20 protein-coding genes are annotated in these 21442 nt (G+C 50.1%); 17 read left to right on the top strand and 3 right to left on the bottom strand.

Annotated features, from left to right (window positions below; genetic code table 11):
* Positions 1 to 207 precede the first annotated feature (207 nt).
* The gene (ytvA, locus tag BLV22_RS06935) at positions 208 to 987 is read left to right on the top strand and encodes a YtvA family blue-light photoreceptor (RefSeq protein ID WP_091613390.1); all 780 of its coding nucleotides are present in this window, start codon (positions 208 to 210) and stop codon (positions 985 to 987) included.
* 40 nt (positions 988 to 1027) lie between these two features.
* Here the strand turns inward: ytvA and BLV22_RS06930 are convergent, their stop codons facing one another.
* Positions 1028 to 1216, bottom strand: coding sequence for a CsbD family protein (locus tag BLV22_RS06930; protein WP_091613058.1), 189 nt, complete (start codon positions 1214 to 1216; stop codon positions 1028 to 1030).
* Positions 1217 to 1322: 106 nt separating this feature from the next.
* Between BLV22_RS06930 and BLV22_RS06925 the strand changes: the two genes are divergently transcribed.
* The 14 genes from BLV22_RS06925 (at position 1323) to BLV22_RS06860 (ending at position 16425) form a co-directional block, all read left to right on the top strand.
* Entirely contained in the window at positions 1323 to 2300 is a 978-nt protein-coding gene (locus BLV22_RS06925) for a 2-hydroxyacid dehydrogenase (RefSeq protein ID WP_091613055.1), read from the top strand.
* Between the two features lie 550 nt (positions 2301 to 2850).
* Positions 2851 to 3810: a 2-hydroxyacid dehydrogenase gene (locus BLV22_RS06920; RefSeq protein WP_091613053.1), complete on the top strand. Its 960-nt coding sequence runs from the start codon at positions 2851 to 2853 to the stop codon at positions 3808 to 3810.
* Between the two features lie 88 nt (positions 3811 to 3898).
* Positions 3899 to 5104, top strand: a complete 1206-nt coding sequence (gene nagA / locus BLV22_RS06915; RefSeq protein ID WP_176967693.1) for an N-acetylglucosamine-6-phosphate deacetylase — start codon at positions 3899 to 3901, stop codon at positions 5102 to 5104.
* Entirely contained in the window at positions 5101 to 5856 is a 756-nt protein-coding gene (gene nagB, locus BLV22_RS06910) for a glucosamine-6-phosphate deaminase (protein WP_091613047.1), read from the top strand. Before nagA ends, nagB begins: the two co-directional genes overlap by 4 nt.
* 27 nt (positions 5857 to 5883) lie before the next feature.
* The gene (locus tag BLV22_RS06905) at positions 5884 to 6606 is read left to right on the top strand and encodes a GntR family transcriptional regulator (protein ID WP_091613045.1); all 723 of its coding nucleotides are present in this window, start codon (positions 5884 to 5886) and stop codon (positions 6604 to 6606) included.
* 94 nt (positions 6607 to 6700) lie between these two features.
* Positions 6701 to 7159 (top strand): flavin reductase family protein, encoded by a 459-nt coding sequence (locus BLV22_RS06900; protein WP_091613042.1) that lies wholly within the window; start codon positions 6701 to 6703, stop codon positions 7157 to 7159.
* A gap of 110 nt (positions 7160 to 7269) precedes the next feature.
* Positions 7270 to 9051 carry a sigma-54-dependent Fis family transcriptional regulator gene (locus BLV22_RS06895; RefSeq protein ID WP_176967692.1) on the top strand — a complete coding sequence of 594 codons (1782 nt, stop codon included), beginning with the start codon at positions 7270 to 7272 and terminating at the stop codon, positions 9049 to 9051.
* Positions 9052 to 9245: 194 nt separating this feature from the next.
* Complete coding sequence (locus BLV22_RS06890) at positions 9246 to 10259, top strand: thiamine pyrophosphate-dependent dehydrogenase E1 component subunit alpha (protein WP_091613037.1); 1014 nt, start codon at positions 9246 to 9248, stop codon at positions 10257 to 10259.
* On the top strand, positions 10259 to 11293 hold the full coding sequence (locus tag BLV22_RS06885) for an alpha-ketoacid dehydrogenase subunit beta (RefSeq protein WP_091613034.1): 1035 nt from the start codon (positions 10259 to 10261) through the stop codon (positions 11291 to 11293). The genes BLV22_RS06890 and BLV22_RS06885 overlap by 1 nt, the downstream gene beginning before the upstream one ends.
* A 17-nt stretch (positions 11294 to 11310) precedes the next feature.
* Positions 11311 to 12561: a dihydrolipoamide acetyltransferase family protein gene (locus tag BLV22_RS06880; RefSeq protein WP_091613030.1), complete on the top strand. Its 1251-nt coding sequence runs from the start codon at positions 11311 to 11313 to the stop codon at positions 12559 to 12561.
* Positions 12562 to 12708: 147 nt separating this feature from the next.
* Positions 12709 to 13338 carry an LbetaH domain-containing protein gene (locus tag BLV22_RS06875; protein ID WP_091613027.1) on the top strand — a complete coding sequence of 210 codons (630 nt, stop codon included), beginning with the start codon at positions 12709 to 12711 and terminating at the stop codon, positions 13336 to 13338.
* A gap of 131 nt (positions 13339 to 13469) precedes the next feature.
* Positions 13470 to 13958: a VOC family protein gene (locus tag BLV22_RS06870; protein WP_091613024.1), complete on the top strand. Its 489-nt coding sequence runs from the start codon at positions 13470 to 13472 to the stop codon at positions 13956 to 13958.
* 93 nt (positions 13959 to 14051) lie between these two features.
* Entirely contained in the window at positions 14052 to 15416 is a 1365-nt protein-coding gene (locus BLV22_RS06865; RefSeq protein ID WP_091613021.1) for an MATE family efflux transporter, read from the top strand.
* 235 nt (positions 15417 to 15651) lie between these two features.
* Positions 15652 to 16425 (top strand): ATP-binding cassette domain-containing protein, encoded by a 774-nt coding sequence (locus BLV22_RS06860; protein WP_091613019.1) that lies wholly within the window; start codon positions 15652 to 15654, stop codon positions 16423 to 16425.
* Positions 16426 to 16437: 12 nt separating this feature from the next.
* On the opposite strand, the gene BLV22_RS06855 is transcribed toward BLV22_RS06860, so the two are convergent.
* Together BLV22_RS06855 and nagE are read right to left on the bottom strand one after the other, a co-directional pair.
* Complete coding sequence (locus BLV22_RS06855; protein ID WP_091613014.1) at positions 16438 to 17166, bottom strand: SIS domain-containing protein; 729 nt, start codon at positions 17164 to 17166, stop codon at positions 16438 to 16440.
* A gap of 85 nt (positions 17167 to 17251) precedes the next feature.
* A complete protein-coding gene (nagE, locus tag BLV22_RS06850; protein ID WP_091613387.1) occupies positions 17252 to 18634 on the bottom strand; it encodes an N-acetylglucosamine-specific PTS transporter subunit IIBC in 1383 nt (460 codons plus the stop codon).
* A gap of 250 nt (positions 18635 to 18884) precedes the next feature.
* Here nagE and BLV22_RS06845 point away from each other — a divergent pair, with 250 nt between their 5' ends.
* Both BLV22_RS06845 and BLV22_RS06840 read left to right on the top strand, forming a co-directional pair.
* On the top strand, positions 18885 to 19691 hold the full coding sequence (locus BLV22_RS06845; protein ID WP_091613012.1) for a histidinol-phosphatase: 807 nt from the start codon (positions 18885 to 18887) through the stop codon (positions 19689 to 19691).
* A 299-nt stretch (positions 19692 to 19990) separates the two neighbouring features.
* The gene (locus tag BLV22_RS06840; RefSeq protein ID WP_091613009.1) at positions 19991 to 21322 is read left to right on the top strand and encodes an ABC transporter substrate-binding protein; all 1332 of its coding nucleotides are present in this window, start codon (positions 19991 to 19993) and stop codon (positions 21320 to 21322) included.
* The last annotated feature ends 120 nt before the right edge of the window (positions 21323 to 21442 follow it).

Genomic DNA, 21442 nt, shown 5'->3' with positions numbered 1-21442 from the left:
TTTTTAACAGAGACTGCTTACGCACAGCATACCCGTTTTTTTAAAACTTACAACGGGGACAATTTCTTTAAAATCGTGTATTTATTATAATGGAAAAGGAATGTACCCAGGAAAGTAAAATTGGAAGTTTACAGCGCGGCAGAAAAAAGGAATAGCAGATATGAGGTACATAATAAATACTTGGATTGGGAAAGGATTGCACGCGTCATGGATGAGTTTAACGATGATATTTTGACAGACTCGTTAATTTTAAAAGCGATCGATCATTCGAAGGTCGGGCTGGTTATCACAGACCCGAACAAGGAGGATAACCCCATCGTTTATGTAAACCGGGGTTTTACCGATGTCACCGGCTATACGTATGAAGAAAGCGTAGGGTACAACTGCCGTTTTCTCCAGGGGAAAGACCGGGACGAGCAGGAAATAGAAAATATGAAACGTGCGGTGGCTGCCCGGGAGGAATACGTCCTCGAGCTCGAGAATTTTAAGAAAGACGGCACACCGTTTTGGAATGAAATTTATATTGAGCCCATTTATATGGAGGATCGTCTGTATTTTCTCGGCGTCCAGCGCGACATTACCCGGCAGAAAAAATACGAAGATGACCTGGACAAAAGCGAACGTCAGGTGGACCGGCTCTCAACGCCAATTGTGCCGATCACAGAGAAAATATCTGTACTTCCGGTGGTCGGGGATTTGTCCTATGAACGGTTTGAAATGATTTTTCATAAAATTTCCGAGACGTATGGAAATATCCATTATGAAAAACTGATTCTTGATCTTTCCGGCATGGACGAATACGACGAGCAGGTGGCTGACGGCATTATGAATCTGCATCATCTGCTCCGCCTGCTGGGGTCGGAGCTGATTGTGACCGGGATCAGGCCGGAGCTTTCAATGGCTTTCACGTCGCAGAACATTTCGCTTTCCTATCTGCGGACCGCAGCTACGGTGAAAGAAATGCTGCAGGAACTCGGAATATCGTAAAAAGCCGGAATACTAAGGATTCCGGCTTTACGAGTGCTTCTTATTTTTCCTCGTCCTGCTTCTTGGCGTCACCGGCTTTGTTTTGCACTTCGCCTTTTACTTTATCTTTCTTGGCATCGCGCTGCATTTTCGGATCGTCCTTGGCATTGCCTGCCTGGTCTTTTGCTTCGCCCTTTATTTTATTGACAGCGCCTTTTACTTTATCGCTGAATCCTTTTTTATCTGCCATAAATGAATACCTCCTGTATTAAGTCCGTACGGGGAATATTCCCTTTGACGTTCGGGATAAAACAAATGATTCAATTAAAAATACGTACAAAAAGGAGCATGCCTGTATGTCTGTTATTATTGCCTATACGAATCCACCGGAGCACGTCCGGGAGTACCTGGAAGCAGAAGCAGAGCTTCATGTGATCCGTCCGAATAAAGAACGGGAGAAATTCATGGAGGTGCTGCCGAACGCGGAGGCACTTATTGGAGCGGGACTCCCAGTGAATCAGGACCTGTTGGATAAAGCACCGGAGCTTCGGGTAGTAAGTAATGCTTCAGCCGGGGTGGATAATCTTGACGTTGATCTGCTGACGGACCACGGCGTTGTAGTCACAAACACTCCGGCGGCGGTCGTTGATACGATGGCAGACACGATGTTTGGGCTGATGATCGGTGCCTCCCGGCGTCTGATGGAGATGCATGAGCTTGTTAAAAACGGAGAATGGGACCGGAACGCGCCGAAGGAATGGTTCGGTCTGAATGTTCATCATAAAAAGCTCGGCATCATTGGCATGGGCGGCATAGGAAAAGAAATCGCCCGCCGGGCAAAGGAAGGCTTCCGGATGGAAGTCAGCTACTACAACCGTTCCCGGCATGAACAGGCAGAAAAAGAAACCGGCGCCGTCTATGAACAGCTCGATGATCTGCTCGCTTCATCGGATGTGGTAATGGTGCTGCTGCCGCTGACCGATGAGACAAAGCATATGCTCGGTGCAGAGGCCTTCCGGAAGATGAAATCAACAGCAGTATTTCTGAATGGCGGCCGCGGGTCTGTCGTAGATGAACAGGCGCTGATTACGGCCCTTCAGGAAAAAGAGATTTTCGCGGCAGGACTCGACGTGTTTGAAGAGGAACCGCTGCCATCGGACCATCCATTTTTCACTATGCCTGAAGTGACGCTGCTTCCTCATATCGGCACCGGTACGGTAGAAACCCGGGAAGCGATGTATATGGAGGCAGCCGGGCAGTGCATAAAGGCCCTAAAAGGAGAAAAACCGGAAGCCCTCGTCAATGAAAAGGTGTGGGACAAAGGCAGAAAGTAGGCGTCCGGGGGGGGCAGACAGGAGGCGGTTTTGGACATAAGAAGAACCGCCCTCTGTATGCGAGAACGGCTGTCTTTTTCAGCTTTTATATGAGCGCTTTATGATTTCAGCGCTTTTGTTTGCGGTTTTTCCACCATTTTCGTACATACGGATAAACAAAAGGTCCGACTTTGACAGCCATTTTAATTAATTTTCTCATAGTAGTTAACGTCCTCCATCTTCAAATTCTTATTTACCGGATACCCTGTTGAAGGACGTTGTAATCATGAAGTTCGGTTTCAGCTGCTTTTTTGTTTACGGAATTTCCGCTTTGCGGCCTGCTTTGGTTGCTTGACCTGCTGTTCTCCGTTTTTGACAGCGTCTTCCTGCATGCGTTTGCGGGCTTCAATAAATAACATGAAAATGCCCCTTTCTTTTGAATATTGTAAGGGGACTATTCCCAGGATGAAACGAAGATAAAACATCGTTTTTAAAGAAAATGAGCTTATAAAGGAGCTATCAGTGAACAAACGGTGAAAATCACTGAAAATGGGACGAAAGGAGACTATGTATGGAAAAACCATTAGTCGCTGCCTACAACCGGGTCAGCAGGGAGGCCCGTGAAAAATTGGCAGAAACGTGTGAGGTCCGGTATTTTGAACGAAGCGAAACGCTCGAAGATCCGGCTTTTCGCGAAACGATGGCGGAGGCTGAAGCCATTATCGGTATCGAATATGAAATCGATGAAGCTTTTCTGAAACAGGCTCCTCACCTCCGTATTGCCGCCAACGTTTCTGTTGGCTACGATAATCTGGATCTGGAAGCTTTGAAAGCCCGGGGCGTCTATGCTTCCAATACGCCGGGAGTGTTAAACGATACGACCGCAGACGCTATTTTTGGCCTGCTGCTGGCGACGGCCAGACGCATTCCGGAAACCGACCGCTACGTGAAAGACGGAAGGTGGCAGAATACGCTTCCGGATGATTATTTCGGTGTGGATGTGCACCACCGGACGCTCGGCATTATCGGCATGGGGCGGATCGGGGAAGCGATTGCCAAACGGGCCCGCTTTGGCTTTGACATGGACATTTTATATTATAACCGCTCCCAAAAGCGCGAAGCGGAGGAAAAATACGGTGCGTCGCGGACAGCACTTGAGCCGCTGCTAGAACGGTCGGATTTTGTCTGTACAATGACGCCGCTCACAAAAGAGACGTACCATTTAATGGACGAAGCAGCTTTTCGCCGGATGAAATCGTCTGCTGTATTTATTAACGGGTCGCGGGGAGGCGTCGTGGATGAAGAGGCGCTGATCAAAGCGCTGCAGAACCGGTGGATACGGAGTGCCGGTCTGGACGTATTTTCGGAGGAACCGGTCCCTTCCGACCATCCGCTGCTCGCATTTCCACACGTGGTGACGCTTCCGCATATCGGGTCCTTTACGGAGGAAAATGAAAACAATATGTCGCTGCGGGCGGCGGAAAACGTGCTGCAGGTATTAAATGGCCAGGTGCCTCAGGATCAGCTGTAAACCAGGAGTAGGTTCCTGGTTTTTTGGCATAATTGGTATAGACAACTATATTTTATACTGGTACGATATAGACAAAGGGGGACTCGTAGTGGAAGATACTATTATATACTCAGCGACTATTGTAAACGCAGACCGTACCTCAACCGGTCAGTTCATCTGGATCCGCGGGCAGGCAGTCCACCGGACAGGAAGCATGGACCGCCTGCAGGAAGTGCCGGAGGAAACACGCCGCAGGGCAATTATGGTGGACGGTTCCAGGGGCTTCTTTATACCGGGAATGATTGATATGCATATTCACGGCGTCCAGGGAGCAGACGCGATGGACGGTACCACGGAGGCACTGGAAACAATGGCCCGGGTACTGCCGGCTGAAGGTACAACGGCGTTTCTTCCAACTACGATTACCCAGAAGAGCGAGGATATTACAAGAGCCCTGAAAGCAGTGGCTGAACACCGTAAAACCATGCCGGGAGAGGGCCAGGCGGAAATTGCAGGAGCCCACGTTGAAGGCCCGTTTTTTGAACCTTCCAAAGCCGGCGCCCAGCCGGCTGAATTTATGGTCCCGGCCTCGGTGGATTTGTTTGAAACGTGGCGTCGTGCTTCCGGAAATGCGATCCGGATTGTCTCACTGGCTCCGGAGCATGACCCGGACTTTGCGCTGACTGCTCACCTGCAAAGCATGGGCGTCATCGCTTCTGCTGCGCATTCGAATGCTTCCAAAGCGCTCGTAGATGAAGCTGCAAAAAAGGGTCTTTCACACATTACCCATCTGTACAACGGCATGAGCGGGCTGCATCACCGGGAGCCAGGTGTTGCTGCCGCAGCGCTTTTAAACCCTGGTCTTACCGTTGAAATTATCGCAGACGGCGTCCACAGCCATCCGGACATGGTCAAGCTTGCCTATCAGGCAGCCGGGGCCGGCCGGATCTGCGTTATTACTGATTCCCTGAGGGCCAAAAATCTGCCGGACGGTTCATACGATCTCGGAGGCCAGCAGGTAACGGTGGCCGGAGACAAGCCGTATCTGGCGGACGGCACGATTGCCGGGAGCATGCTAGCTATGGATAAGGGCTTCCGCAACATTCAGGCATTTACAGGCTGCAGCCGCGAGGAAGCGGTGCGCATGACCTCCTGGAACGCCGCGCATGAAATAGGACTCTCGGAGCGGAAAGGAAGCATTCAGGCTGGTAAAGATGCCGATATTGTCTGGATGGACGACAGTATGCATATACAGAAGGTCTGGTGCCGAGGGCGAGTTGCTGCGTTCGAACAGAAAGGAGAAGTGAAGCCGTGAAGCTTATCCGTGTAACTGACAGAGAAGCATTGAGCGTGCATGCGGCAGAAATGATTGCCGGTAAGGTGCAGGAGAAGCCGGACAGTGTGCTCGGCCTGGCTACCGGTGGGACGCCGGAGGGGACGTATCAGCAGCTGAAGAAAATCTATGACCGGGGGGGCATCGACCTTTCCCGCGTTACAACATTTAACCTTGATGAATATGCCGGCATGCCGAAAGAACATCCGCAAAGCTATCACGCGTACATGCAGCACAAAGTCTTTCGGCCGCTGCAGCTGCGGCCGGAACAGACGCATCTTCCGAACGGAACAGCCGATGATCTGGAGCAGGAATGCAGGCGCTACGAAAAGCACATTGCGGCAGCTGGCGGCATCGATATGCAGCTGCTCGGCATTGGCGAAAACGGCCACATCGGGTTTAATGAACCCGGCACCTCCTTTTCAAGCCGGACGCATGTGATACAATTGAAACCGTCAACCAGAGAAGCCAACGCCAGATATTTTGCGACTATCGAAGACGTGCCGGAGCAGGCGGTAACCATGGGAATTGAAACCATTATGGAAAGCCGTGAGATTCTTTTGCTCGTATTTGGCAGACGTAAAAAAGAAGCGCTTCTTCGTCTGCTTGAAGGAGAGGTGCAGGAAGACTTCCCGGCTTCCGTACTGAAAAAGCACTCCAGCGTAACGGTGATTGCTGATGAAGAAGCGCTGGCGGATGTCCCCGCAGAAGTGCTGCGGCGCTTTACCGGGTGAAAACGTGAAAACGGGAGGATGCCGTATATGAAAATCAACAAAAAATCCCCGCTGCCAATTTATTATCAAATACAGGAAATGATCCGCGGAAAGCTTGAGAGCGGTGAATGGCCTCCGGGCTATATGCTTCCGTCCGAGCGTATTTTTGCTGAAGAATTTGATGTGAGCCGTATGACTGTCCGCCAGGCAGTGACGGAGCTTGTAAGCGAACAGCTGCTGACGAGGGAAAAAGGTAAAGGAACGTTTGTTGCTGAACCTAAGATTGAACAGATGCTTCAGGGCCTCACGAGCTTTACCGAAGATATGAAAGCACGCGGCATGAAAGCAAGCAGCGAGCTGCAGCTGTTTCAAATGGAAGAAGCGGACGTGGCTACAGCCAGGCTGCTTCAGCTGAAAGGCGGGTCGGTCTACCGGATGGAGCGGCTTAGGCTTGCGGATAATAAGCCGATGGCGCTTGAAAATTCCTATCTGCATGCAGAGATGTTCCCGGGTCTTGGCGAAGAAGCGGCGTCAGGCTCAATTTATAAACGGCTCGAGCAGGATTACGGCATCACAATCGGTTCTGCGGACCAGTCCCTCGAGGCCTCCCTTGCGTCGGAGCGCGAAGCAGAGCTTCTCGGCATCGTTCCGGGAGCCCCGGTTCTGTTAATTTCCCGGACGACCTATACCGCGGACGGAGAACCGTTTGAACATGTTATTTCCTCCTACCGCGGAGACCGGTACAAATTCCGTATCCACATGCCGCGGTAAGAGTGGCCGAAGCGGCTTTTCTGGTTTTCTGGGCTGATTTACGTTAAAATGCTCGCAGGATAACGTTTAGCTGATAATGAGGGAGGCCGCACAAATGGATGATCGATTGTTTAAAGCAGCTATGGGCAAATTTACGACCGGTGTTACGGTGCTTACGACGGAGCTTGAAGGGACAGTCCACGGCATGACGGCAAACGCGTTCATGTCTGTTTCACTTGAGCCGAAGCTGATCCTCATTTCCGTCGCGAAAACGGCATCGATGCACGAATATATGCAGGAAGCGGACCAGTTTGCCATCAGTGTTCTCGGCAACGGCCAGGAGGCAGTGTCGCGCTACTTTGCCCGTCAGACAGAAGACGACTCAGAAGTAAGCTTTGAGCGGTTTGAAGACCGTCCGGTCATTGAAGGAGCCATCACGCAGCTTGCCTGCACGAAATATAACGAAGTCGATGCCGGAGACCACACGCTCTTTATCGGGTCCGTGGAAAACGTGACCGTCCAGGATGAAGCACCGCTCGTTTATTTTGAAGGCAAATACCGCTACATGGAATAACTCATCCGGCTTTCGGCCGGATGTTTTTTTATGTTCCGGCTCTTTTTTCTCCAGGCAGGGCGTGTTACATTATATGTAAGAAAACGCTTTCAAAAAAAGGGGTGCGGGTCGTGAATAAAGCGGAATGGAGCCGTTGGTCGGAGACGGGAATAATGGACCGGACACGGATGGAAAAGCGGATCGCTGAGTCATGGCATACATGCGCACGGGAAGGAGTCGATCCAGCTGGAGGCGTCGGCCAGCTGCCGGAACAAAAAGAGTGGCTGGTTTACAAAAAAGAACGGGAAATGTATCTGGAAGCGGCAGAACCAATGCTCCGGCAGCTCCAGGGATTTTGTGAGGACATGAAGCTTTTGCTTCTGCTTACGGATGAACAAGGCAAAGTACTGTACATCAACGGGCATCAAGGCTCCCTTGCTCATGCCTCGAGCATTCATTTTGGAGAGGGCGTTACCTGGACCGACCGTGCGGTGGGGACGAATGCCATCGGCACCAGTCTTTCTACAGGGGAACCGATTGTGGTGGTAAAAGAAGAACATTACGCAAAAGCCTCCAAAAGCTGGGAATGCGTTGCTGTGCCTGTATACGACGGCAAAGGGGGCATCCTCGGCGTACTTGATATGTCGAGTCCCTTTGGGTTTACGCAGAAAGAACAGATCATGGGCACGGTCGTTTCAGCGGCATTTGCGATTGAGCGCTCCTGGCAGGAAAAGCTCCGTCAGCAGGAAGTCGAGCTGCTTCAATACGCTCTGGCAGGCGACCATACGTTCACGCCGTATTTACTGACGAATGCTTACGGAACCGAAGTGTACCGGCATCCGGAATGGAAGGAAGACGAGCAGGGAAATGATCCGGCCATCAGCCGGCTGGCAGTCCCAATCTATTCTGCAGCCACCCGCCGGCTGCTCGGTTACCGGTATCAGCCTGTGCGTACGGAGGTGGAAAAAAAGAAGGTTCCACCGGCCCGGCCTTTTTCCCGGGGGGAAGCCGTAGGAGCAAGCCCGGCCTTTGAACAAACGATCGCAGAAGTGAAAAAGGCGGCCAAGCAGTCAGTGTCCGTTCATCTTTTCGGTGAGACCGGCACTGGCAAGGAAGTTATGGCAAGACTCGTGCATGACAATAGTGAATACCGAAATGGTCCGTTTATCGCAGTCAACTGCGGAGCTATTCCGGAAAACCTGCTTGAAAGCGAACTCTTTGGCTACGATGGCGGCGCTTTTACCGGGGCGAAGAGGGGAGGCACCGAGGGGAAAATCCGGGAAGCGAAAAACGGCACCCTCTTTTTAGACGAAATCTCTGAAATTTCCCCGGCAGCCCAGGTGGCACTTTTGCGTGTGCTGCAGGAGAAACGGGTCACGCCCGTTGGGAGCAGAGACTCCCTCCCGGTTAACTTCCGGCTTATTACTGCAAGCAACAAAAATATTACCGAACTCGTTCAGCAAGGAAGTTTTCGGGAAGATTTGTATTACCGCATTTATGTGTACCCGCTCACGCTGCCTCCGCTCAGGCGGAGGATGGAGGACCTGCCGGAGCTGATCCGCTACATTTCAGAGAAGCAGGGATGGAGGGCCAACTGGCCGAAACAGCTGCTTGCCCAGATGGCCGGCTACGAATGGCCGGGCAACATCCGGGAGCTCTTCAATGTACTGGAGCGTATGTATACGTATTATGAAGGAAGTGTGCCGATGGACGTGCTCCTTGATCCTTTTCTTTCCGCCCCGGAAGCCCGGCAGCTCACGACAAGTCGGTTTACTTACCGGGAACAGATGGAATACGGGCGGATTGAGCAGGCACTTGAAGCCTGCAATGGCCGTGTTTCTGCTTCGGCCAAACAGCTTGGGATTGCAAGAAGCACGCTTTACCGGAAGCTGAAAAAATACGGTCTGGAATAATTGCGACAAAATGGGACAAATCGGAGCATAATGCTCCAGATTGTCCCATTTTTTGTGGAGCAAAAGCCTGAAATCTCAAGCGAATGCCTAACAATAACGCTGGTACGGTTGGCACAAAACTTGCATGTATGTAGAGCAAGAACGTCCGCAGGCTTCTTTTGCCTGCAATAAATCAATATTAAAGGAGGATCAGTATGGAAGCGTCCAATACAAGAACGCAGACGATGGATTCCCATCAGGCCATGTGGATGTATCAGAAAATGTCTGAAATCCGGTATTTTGAAGATACTGTTCATGAAACATTCAGCAAAGGAGTGCTGCCGGGATTTGTTCATTTGTATGCAGGAGAAGAAGCGGTGGCCGTCGGCGTATGCGCGCATTTGAACGACAAAGACAGCATCACAAGTACTCACCGCGGGCACGGCCACTGTATCGCGAAGGGCTGTGACCTGAACGGCATGATGGCGGAGATTTATGGCAAAGAAACCGGGCTTTGCAACGGTAAAGGAGGCTCGATGCACATTGCTGATATCAGTAAAGGCATGCTCGGGGCAAATGGCATCGTTGGAGGCGGCTTTCCGCTCGCTACAGGCGCCGGCCTGACAGCGAAGCTGCAGAACACCGGCGGCGTGGCGGTCTGCTTTTTTGGAGACGGGGCCAATAACCACGGCACGTTCCATGAGGGCATTAATATGGCTGCTATCTGGAACCTGCCAGTCGTCTTTGTTGCCGAAAACAACGGCTACGCTGAAGCAACTCCGTTTTCCTACGCCTCGAGCTGTGAAAATATCGCCGACCGGGCAGCCTCCTACGGCATTCCTGGGGAAATTGTTGACGGAAAGGATGCAATGGCTGTATACGAAGCAGCAGCACGGGCGATCAAAAGGGCGAGAAACGGTGAAGGGCCTTCCTTGATTGAATGCAAAACGTACCGGAACTACGGTCACTTTGAAGGCGATGCACAGAAATACAAAGGCTCGGAGGAGCGGGAAGAGCATCTGAAAGACAAAGATGCGATTTTACAGTTCCGTCAGTATATGCTCGAGCACAACCTTTCCAACGAAGAAGGACTGAACAAGCTGGATGAACAGGTGAAAGCTTCCATCCAGGCCGCTGTCGAATTTGCCGAAAGCAGTGATTACCCGGATGCCGGCAGCTTAATAACTGACGTGTATGTGGATTACACGAACACAGGGAGGGAGTCGTAATGGGACGGACAATCAGCTTTTCTGAGGCGATCAATGAAGCACTTGCCGAAACGATGCGCAGGGATAAAAACGTTATATTAATGGGTGAAGACGTGGCCGGTGGCGCGGCCGTCGATCATCTGCAGGACGAGGAAGCCTGGGGCGGGGTCATGGGTGTAACACAGGGGCTGGTGCAGGAATTCGGGAGAGACCGGATTCTCGATACACCAATTGCCGAGGCGGGCTATGTCGGAGCGGCCGTCAGTGCAGCAGCAACCGGCATGCGCCCGGTGGCGGAGCTGATGTTTAACGACTTTATTGGCAGCTGCCTCGACGAAGTCATGAACCAGGGGGCCAAGCTGCGCTACATGTTCGGTGGTAAAGCGAAAGTGCCGCTGACCATCCGGACGATGCACGGAGCGGGTTTTCGGGCAGCGGCCCAGCATTCGCAGAGCCTGTACGGGATGTTCACCGCAATACCGGGGCTCAAAACGGTCGTTCCCTCCACGCCGGCAGAAGCCAAAGGACTCCTGATCGCAGCCATTGAAGATGATGACCTGGTCGTCTTTTTTGAAGATAAAACCCTCTACAATATGAAAGGCGAAGTGCCGGAAGGCTACTACACGACCGATCTCGGCAAAGCGGACATTAAGCGCGAAGGAAGTGACGTCACGATCGTTGCCATCGGCAAGCAGGTGCATACCGCGCTTGAAGCGGCAGAGCAGCTGGCCGCTAAGGGTGTTCAGGCAGAAATTGTCGATCCTCGCAGTCTGTCCCCGTTGGATGAGGATACGATTTTAGCTTCGGTGGATAAAACCAACCACTTGATTGTCGTGGACGAAGCAACTCCGCGCTGCAACGTAGCGACCGATATTGCAGCGATGGTGGCGGATAAGGGATTTGATTCGCTCGATGCACCGATCAAACGGATTACCGCCCCGCATTCGCCAGTACCGTTCTCGCCGGTCCTCGAGGATCTGTACCTTCCGTCAGCGGACACGATCGTACGGACTGCCATGGAGCTTACCGGTGAAGATACGGCGATGACTACGTAAACGAAAGGAGGGACAGTATGGCCACAGAGATCGTAATGCCGAAGTTTGGGATGAGCATGAACGAAGGAACCATAGCTGAATGGCTGAAAAAAGAAGGCGATGACATTAAAAAAGGGGAGCCGGTTGTTACCGTCAGCTCGGATAAAATTACAAACGAGGTGGAGGCGCCTGCAGACGGCCAGATGCTGAAAATTACCGCCGCAGAAGACGAGACGCTGGCGGTCGGCCAGGTGATTGCTTATATGGGAGAGCCCGGTGAACAAATAACAGAAAGCCCGGCCGCCGCAGAAGAAACAGCATCGGCCGCCCCGGAACCGGCAGAAGCCGCCGCAGAAGAACCGGCTATTTCCCGGGAAATAAATCATGCGCCTCAGGCTGAATCACGCGTGCGGGTCTCCCCGGCAGCCAAAAAACTGGCCTCGGCGCACGGGATTTCGGTGGAAACGATCGAAGGGACCGGGCCGAAAGGGCGGATTACAAAGAAAGATGTGGAAGCTTTAATAGAAACGGATGAAACAGAAGACGGCGCTTCCCGGCCGCAAAATGAGCCGGCCTCAGCCAATCCATCGCTCGACACGACCCAGGTGACGGCTGTTAAAGGTATGCGTAAAGTCATTGCGGACCGTATGCAGGAGAGCCTGCAGGAAAGCGCCCAGCTTACGCTGATGAGAAAGGCAGATGTGACCGGGCTGCTGCAGATGCAGAAGCAGGCAAACGCCGAGCTTGAGCAGAACGGGGAAGCAAAAACGATGACACTGACGGCATTCATTGCCAAAGCAGCGGTACTGGCTCTCCAAAAGCATCCGGCGGCAAATGCTTCGTTTCAGGAAGGCATGCTTTACCGCTATGATCATGTGCACCTGGGGGTAGCGGCAGCGTTAACAGAGGGGCTCGTTGTACCGGTCATCTTCCATGCCGAAGCCAAATCGGTGCGGGAGATTGGGGAGAGTATCCGCGTGCTCGGGCACGGGGCCAGGGAGAACCAGCTGGCGTCTGAGGATATGCATGGGTCCACGTTTACGATTACGAATGTCGGTGGTACAGGTGTGGAGTATTTTACGCCGATTTTAAATACACCGGAAGCGGCTATTTTAGGCGTCGGAGCCGTGCAGGATGGCGTACAGTTTCATGAAGGCATACCAATGGAACGAAAGCTGCTCCCTCTCAGCCTGACATTTGACCACCGGGCTCTCGACGGGGAACCGGCCGGAAGGTTTCTCGCAGAGCTTACCGGTATTTTGGAAAATCCGCACCGGTTGTTTTTCTAACACTAATAATACAAGGGCTGGAAGGAGAGTTTACTCCTGCTCCAGCCCTTGTATTTGTATTAATGTGGGAATTTGTATTTAAATCTCCCGGAAACGGGTTTCTGAAGTATGATGATCATATAAAATATTTTTATTGAGGAGCAGTATATGATCAAGAGCAAAGCTGATTACAAAATGTATTTAAAAGCAGACCAGATTTCTTTAGGGTTAAAAAATGAAAAAGTGCCGTTCATCTGTAGTAATGAAAGACATATTATCTGGAAGTACCAGCGGCTCTTGAGAAAGCTTGAGTACTATATGAATTGTAAAACGTCGATTCCAAATAAAATACACAAAAAATATTTAAAGCATAAATTATTCCGCATGCAGGTACACACGGGGATGAAGGTACCGCCAAACGTATTTGGTCCAGGACTTTCCATTGCTCACCTTGGAACTATCATTATTAACGCCAAAGCAAAGGTTGGTGTTAACTGTCGCCTGCATGCACTGACTAATATCGGTATGGACGGCCGTGCTGATGCAGTAGCGGTACTCGGAGACAATGTTTACATTGCCATGGGCGCAAAAATTGTAGGGAAGATTAATATCGCAGATGGTGTAGTCATCGGTGCTAATTCGGTTGTGACGAAAGACGTAGCAGAAAGTAATATTACCGTCGCAGGGGCACCGGCGAAAAAAATATCATCCAATGGTAATTCATTTCCGGCTGACCGCCGTGGCTACGAATTGGCTAATCAATCAGCCCTCTCTTTTCAGCCGGCAGGAATAAAATAAAAAAATTACAGTTGAGACGCCTAAAAGGGGCGTCTTCTTTAATGCATAAGGAAGAAAGCATATTCCATGACATACAGAGAGAGCCGTAAGGGAAAAGAGTAATGATTCGCGGAATACAGAGGAGGAAAAACATGACTGGAATCACCCACATCGGTTTAACCGTGCCGGATATTGACGCAGCTGTCGAATGGTATACACGGGTGCTGGATTTTGAGCTTCTGGCCGGTCCATATACGGCGAAAGCTGATGAGTCGGACGACGCTTCCACAAATATGACGATGGACCTTCTCGGCGAAGAGGTGAAAGAAATGCGTAACGCGCATTTGACTACGGGCAATCAGGTAGGTCTTGAGCTGTTTGAGTTTGTTGATCCCGGTCCTGGCCCGCAGGAGAGCCCGCCGTGGCAGCAGCGCTTTTTTCATCTGTGTCTGCTCGTGTCTGATATCGGGGAAACCGCTGCTCGTATAGAAGCGGAGGGCGGAAAACAGCGGAGTCGGATATGGACGCCGAGAGAGGGAAAGCCGTACCGGCTTGTGTACATGGAGGACCCGTTCGGCAATATAATCGAGCTGTATTCGCACAGCACCGAAGTCACCTATGGAAACATGGACAGCAACTAAGCCGCCTGTGTGAGTACGGTGCCCTTTCCGGCTGATCAATGTTATTCTATACAGATGAACAGAACGGACGGGGATGTCAGCAGGAGGCAGACTATGTATCACGCAGAAACGATTAAAGAGAAGCTGCGGCTGTTTATGGTTATTTTACTACCCATTTTGATTACGCAGCTGAGTTATTTTGGCATGAATTTAATAGACACAATCATGTCCGGACGGGCCGGAACGGATGATCTGGCGGGTGTGGCGATCGGGGCGAACCTGTGGATGCCGGTATTTACAGCGGTGAATGGCATTCTGCTCGCCATCACACCGATCGTCTCCCAGCAGCTCGGTGCCGGAGAAGGAAGAAAGATTGCCGGCACGATTACGCAGGGGCTGTACCTGGGCGTACTTTTCGGGGTGGTTGTCATTGCCCTCGGAGCGGCGGCTTTAAGTCCGGCTCTTTCCTTTATGTCGCTCGAACCGGGAGTTGAACGGATTGCGGCCCATTATTTAATCGGTCTCGCTTTTGGAATTATTCCGTTCTTTTTATCGATTGTGCTCCGGAACTTTTTTGATGCCCAGGGCCATACACGGATTACGATGGTGATCATGCTCGGTACACTTCCGTTTAATGCGTTTTTTAATTACGTATTAATTTTTGGCAGATTTGGCTTTCCGGAGCTTGGTGGTATCGGAGCGGGCTACGCTACGGCAATTTCCTATTGGATCATTTTTGCGTTCAGTATCATGATGACGTTCCGGATCCCGGCAATGAGGCGGTTCCGTATCTTTTTGGATTGGTACCGGCCTTCCTGGCAGGCGTGGAAGGAACAGCTGCGGATCGGGGTGCCGATGGGAATGTCGCTGTTTTTTGAATCGAGCATTTTTTCGGCAGTGAGTCTTCTGATGGCGTCGTTGTTCAGCACCGTTACGGTCGCTGCCCACCAGGTGGCTCTCAGCTTCACGTCCCTGATATTTATGGTGCCGTTGAGCATTTCCATCGCGCTGACGATCGTGGTCGCTTTTGAAGTCGGCGGTGGCTACCTCGAAGGGGCCAAAGCATACACGCGCCTCGGGGTGACGGCTGCCATGGGCATACTGGGCGTAGCGTCCATAGGAATATTTCTCCTGCGAGAGCCGATTGCCTACATTTATACGACCAATGAAGAGGTAGTACAGCTGGCTGCCCAGTTTTTCCTGTTTGCGATCGTCTATCAGATTTCAGACGCCGCGCAGGCCTCGCTTCAGGGCGTGCTTCGGGGTTATAAAGACGTGACCGTGCCGTTTTTCACTGCGCTCGTGTCCTACTGGGCGCTAGGACTGCCGGCCGGGTACCTGCTTGCGGTTACGACGCCGCTCGGGCCGTTTGGCCTCTGGCTCGGTATCACCGTTGGGCTCACGAGCGCGGCAATCGGATTTTTCATCCGGCTGAAGATTGTGGTAAAAAGACATGAACGATTAGGGAGCACTGTATAAACCATAAAACGAATTGCTTCTCCAGACTGCATATATGCGGATGAGGGAGCAATTTTTTATAGGATGTGCCAGGAATAAAGATTCAGTTAAATGTGCATGGATATAAGGTATTTAATGTTATTATAATCAGTAATCAATGTTAAGATAATATTAATTAAATATTAATTTTGTGTAAAAGCCAGTACAGACCAACTTCGTTCACTTATTTTAATGCAGTACCAGGGGGAAACATAAATTGAAAAAAATTGAACTCATCGGCCCGCCGGGGAGCGGAAAAACAACGCTGGTAAAAAATATTGCGGGCATAACAGACAAAGATAATAACAATATCGTTTCGCTGAATGAACTGTATATCAAGGAATTAATCCGGGGAAAAAGGCTTTTCAAAACAATGCCGAAAAAATTCGTGCGAAGGTATCACCACCATTTTATTGCCAAAGAGTATCAGGAATTTATGACCACCTGCTTTACGGATTACGGGAGAAGCATGGAAGAAATGATTGGATTTTTAACGAAGATGGATAAAAACGACCGCTATTATACCGTAAAGGTTTTAAATGAAGATATGTTCAAGTGGTACATTGTCTCGCGTTTCGGCATGCAGGAGAGAGCGGCGGTTATCTGTGATGAACATTTTACCCACAGGATAGGGCGCATTTTTAAATACAGCGATGAAAAAGACTATGAAAATGATCTTAAGCGTTATTTTGATTTACTTGGCTGGCCGGATACAGTCATACACCTTGATATCTCCGCGCAGGAAGCATATGAACGAATGGAGAAAAGGAAACAGGGGCTGCCCTTATCCTATGAATCAAAAACGAAAGAAGAAGCTCTCGCTCAGCTCGAACGCTCGCGGAGGTCAAGTGAATATTTACGGACACATCTGGAAGCAGCCGGGGTCAAAACGTACCGTATAGAAAGCACGTCCAACAATACAGACACAGTACAAAAGCTGAGGGAAGAACTCACAGAAGAATTTACAGCTGCACCTTCCTGCTCTGTTTGATCTGCCACGCTGTTAAAACCCAAGCCGGTCCCGGTATTTCTGCAGCCATTCTTCGTTTTGGGCATCCCCGCCGTCAGCATTGCCGCTCGCAAAAATAGGCGGGGTTTTTCCGCGGTCCGCCGTTATTTCAATCGCCCGGGCAATAGCAGCCTGAAGCATAGCGGTTCCTACTGCTGTAGAGCTTGAGGCAAAAGGAGTCGTTAGATCCGGATGCCCCAGCAGGGCATCGCCGGGCGGCGCATGATTATCGAGGACGATATCGACTACATCCATCAGCCTGAAGCCGTCTTTATGACGGGAGGGCTGACCTGAAGAATAAGCAACTGATGTCAGGCCGGCGACTGCAGCGCCGGTTTTTTTGGCGTGGAGGGCAACATCGATCGGTACAGGATTTCTTCCGGAGGTGGAAATAACGATCACAGTGTCCTCCGGCTGAATCTGTTCGTCTGCTAAAAACGTGGCGGCGTAATCGTTTGTCCGCTCAAGCTCGGAAGAGCGCAGAGCTCCTTCGTGAAGCATCACCGGTTCATGAAGAATGGGGTGGATCGGTACGAGGCCGCCGGCCCGGTAGTAGACTTCAAGCGAAAGAAGATGCGAATGTCCGCATCCGAATAAATGAATGACCCCGTCCTGTCCGATCGTATTCGCGATCGCTCCGGCACATGCCTCCATCTGACTGTGTTCCTGTTCTTCCACAATGCTCAGCTGCTGGCGGAGTTTGGAAAAATAGTTTTCTATCATAATACATACCATCCTTTCTTCACGGTAAAAGTATACCTGTTTTTTGGCAGAGAAAAAGCCCCCGTCTTTGAAACGGGGACAATAGTTACTCTGCCTTGGAATCTGGATGCTGGGTACGCATAGCGTCTGCGACAAACTCCACCTCAGTGCCAATAATGACCTGTAAGTTGGTTTTATCTACTTTTACGACGCCGCGCGCCCCGTTTTGCTTCAGCTTGTTTTCATCGACCTCGTCCATGTCATTCATCTGAAGCCGAAGCCTTGTCACGCAGTTATCGATCGATTGAATATTGGTATACCCTCCGAGGGCAGCTACGTAATTTTTGGCGAGCGATTCATATTTGTCATCGCCGCTGTTTGCGCTCACTGCTGCGATCGTTTCTTCTTCCTCGCGGCCCGGCGTTTTAATATTCAGGAGACGGATAAGCGCTGAGAAAACAATGAAGTAAAGAACACCGAATATCAGCCCTATCCCAAGCAGCAGCACAGGCTGGGTCGCAATACCGAAGTTGATCAGGTAGTCAATAAAACCGGCAGAGAATCCGAAGCCGTTTAATATACCCAGCTCGAATGTAATCATCATCGCAAGCCCCGTCATCAGTGCATGCACTACATAAAGCAGCGGGGAAAGAAACATGAATGTAAATTCAATGGGTTCGGTAATACCGGTCAGGAAAGAAGTGAGTGCCAGGCTGCCGAGCATACCAGCTACTTCTTTGCGGCGCTCCGGCTTTGCTGCCAGGATCATTGCCAGACAGGCGCCCGGAAGGCCAAACATCATAATCGGGAAGAACCCGGCTGTATATGCACCGGCGTCCGGATCCCCATTAAAGAAACGGGTCAATTCGCCGTTATAGCCCTGGAAAGAACCAAAATCAAACCATATATACACGTTGATAATATGATGGAGACCGGTTGGAATCAAAAGTCGGTTCAAAAATCCATACAGTCCGGCTCCGGCGGCCCCAGTTCCTGTAATTACGCTGGTGACCTGGTCAATACCAGCCTGTACCGGCGGCCACACATAGCCGAATAAAAAGGCAAATATAAGCATTGTAACGGCGGTGATAATAGGTACGAACCGCCTGCCTCCGAAGAAGCCGAGGAACTGCGGCAGCTGAATGTTATAAAAGCGGTTATATAAAAGTCCGGCCGTAATACCTGTGATAATGCCGCCGAGCACCCCCATTTCGATATCTTCGTCAATGCCTGTAAGTCCTCCGTCCAGAATCAGATAGCCGACAACGCCTGCAAGTGCAGCGGCGCCGCTGCCGTCTCTCGAAAAACCAATCGCCAGACCAACTGCAAACAGCAGTGCCAGGTTGTCGAAAATAAACTGCCCGGCGCTTGCGATAAAGGCGATATCGAGCATATCCTCCTGCCCAAAACGAAGAATAAGAGCGGCTGCCGGGAGGGCTGCGATCGGAAGCATCAGCGAACGCCCGAGCTTTTGGAACTTGCCCATTATTTGAATGTTTCCAAGCATAAGTAGATCCCCCTTTAATAAAATGTATGAAGAAAATGTACCTCATTTTAGTTATAGATGTCTATACCAATTTTATTAAAAATTTAAAAACTCTGTCAAAGAATCTGACGACATCCATAAGGTAACGCTTACAAATATAGTAACACATTATATATAGATGTCTATACCATTTTTTCAATAGATTTTTAACGCAGGCATGATACGATAAAAAGAAAAAGAAAAGGTGATAAAAGTGAAATTTGACCTTCATAACCATCACGACCGCTGCGGACATGCAGAAGGAACAATCGAGGATTACATTCAGGCAGCAATCCGGAAAAATCTCGACGTGATTGGTATTGCTGATCATTCCCCGTTTTTTGCAAGCGCGGAAGAGCGGCCGTACCCCCGCATTACAATGGCTAAAGGAGAATTTCAGTTTTATATTGAAGAAATTCGGCAGCTGAAACAAAAATACATAAACGACATTGAAGTGCTGATCGGCGTGGAATCCGACTATTTTCCGGACCAGGAAGCACCCTACCGGAAGCAGTACGATAAATATCCAATGGACTATGTGATCGGTTCAGTTCATTTTGTAAATGAGGTCAATATTTTCGATACGTCAAGATGGGAAGGTATGGATGATGCGGATATCCGCCAGGTAAAGGAAGAATATTACCGCCAGATTGCACTGTCCGCCAAAAGCGGCATGTTTGATATTTTAGGCCATATAGATGCCCTGAAGGGATATTTTCCCTATGCAGCAGAAATTGATACCCCGGAAGTGGAGAAAACGCTGCGGGTAATCGGGGAAGAAGGCACAGCCATTGAAATTAACACCTCCGGTAAAACCAAATACTGCGGAGGCTGGTACCCCTCGGATGAAATGCTCGAACGCGCCCTGTACTACAACGTTCCGGTGACGTTTGGTTCCGATGCGCACGTACCCGAGAGAATCGGGGAGGATCTGGAAGAAGTACGGCAGCGTCTGAAGCAGATCGGCTACCGGTCCTGGAGGTTTTTCCGGAAACGCCGTCCGGTGGATGTGTATTTATAAGTGTACAAGCTGTATTGCTCCTATAAAAGAGTAATGCAGTTTTTTATCAATAAATTTACTAAAATATAACTGAGGAGTAAGTGAAAAATAATTACATTGCCAACAGATAAAAAGGGAGGAAAAGATTGATATAACTTTGTTATTCCAGTAAACAAAGCTGTTTTTGAATAAAACAGACTAGCTGGTACATAATTAAGATAATTTTCAAACTTTTTATTGAAAGCGCTTGCTTAATGTGTTAACTTAATAAAAACAGATAAAAATTTACTAAATAAACCTTTGGGGAAGGATGTTATTTCATGAAAAAAAGATTGTTGCTTTCGATGCCTGTCGTTACAGCGGTGGTATTAAGCGGATGCGGGGGCGGAGGGGGAGACTCTTCAGGTGAAGGTTCCGGCGAAACGTTAACATTATATTCTTCGGTAACGAATGAATCGGAAAAAGAAACGTTCGAAGAGCTCGTTGCCGACTTTGAAGAAGAGAGCGGCATTCAGGTGAACGTGAACCTCCCGGGAGCGGATTATGAAAGCCAGCTTCGCGTGCAGATGGCGTCCAATGAAATGCCGGACGTTTTCGATACCCACGGATGGTCACAGAATCGGTACGGTGATTACACTGAAGACCTTTCCGGGGAAGACTGGGCCGGCGACTTAAACGACAACATGAGCTCGCTGTTATCGGATGAAGAAGAAAAGCTATATGCATACCCAATCAACGAAGCGCTGGATGGGATCAGCTACAACAAAACGCTTCTTGATGAGCACGGCATTGAAGCACCAGAAACATACGATGAACTGCTGGCAGCCATGAGGCAGCTCGAAGAAGAAGCAGGAGATGAAGTAACGCCGATGTTTATGGCACAGGAAGGCGCGGGAGCGATCGCGCAGTATTTCGATCAGATGGCGACACCGCTTCTGACCTCTGCTGAAGGGGAAAACAACTACGAAGAAGAATTGAAAGAAGGGACGTTTGACTGGAGTAATTATACTTTCCTGCCAGAACAGCTGCAGACGATGCAGGATGAAGGTTTAGTAAATGAAGATGCAGTTAACGCAAACGGCGCCCAGGCAGTAAACCTCATGGCCCAAAACCAGATTGCTTTCATTTTTGCCGGCGGTTCATTCGGAGCTGACGTAACAGAATTGAACCCGGACGTGGAAGTGGGAATGGTGCCGGTGCCTTCGATTCACGAAGGAGACGATCCTAGCTGGATCGGCGGAGAACGCCATACGCTGGCCGTCTGGAATGAATCTGACATGAAAGAAGAAGCTAAAGAATTTATCTCCTTTATGGCCGAAGAAGAAAATGCGAAAACAATGGCTGAAGCAACCTCTCTGCCATCACCGCTCGAAAACGTAGACTCGGAGAACTATTATGAAGATTCCTACGCCAAGTATGAAGATATCGAAATTGAGCCGTACTTTGACCGGGAATATCTGCCGAGTGGCATGTGGGACGTGATTGGAAGTACCGGGGAAGAGCTCTTGGCCGGGTCAATGACGCCGGAGCAGGTCTCGAATGAAATGGCTACAGAATTCGAGCGTCTCCGTGAGGAAGTTGGGGTCGAAGAAGGCGAAGATATTGAAGAAGCGGAAGAACCGGAAGTAGATGAAGAGGAAGCGGAAGAGTAACCAGGAGGATAGAATGGAAAGGGCTTACTTACGGGCAGGTCCTTTTCCTTTTATAGGAGTGAAAAAATGGAAAATACCGAAAAATATGAATCAGCAGACTCAAATGCCAAGAAAAACAAA

It is taken from the genome of Marinococcus luteus (assembly GCF_900106595.1).
In the GTDB taxonomy this organism is placed as follows: Bacteria; Bacillota; Bacilli; order Bacillales; family Marinococcaceae; genus Marinococcus; species Marinococcus luteus.
The sequence above is the reverse complement of the archived record's forward strand: the minus strand, read 5'-3'. Positions and strand labels throughout refer to the sequence as shown.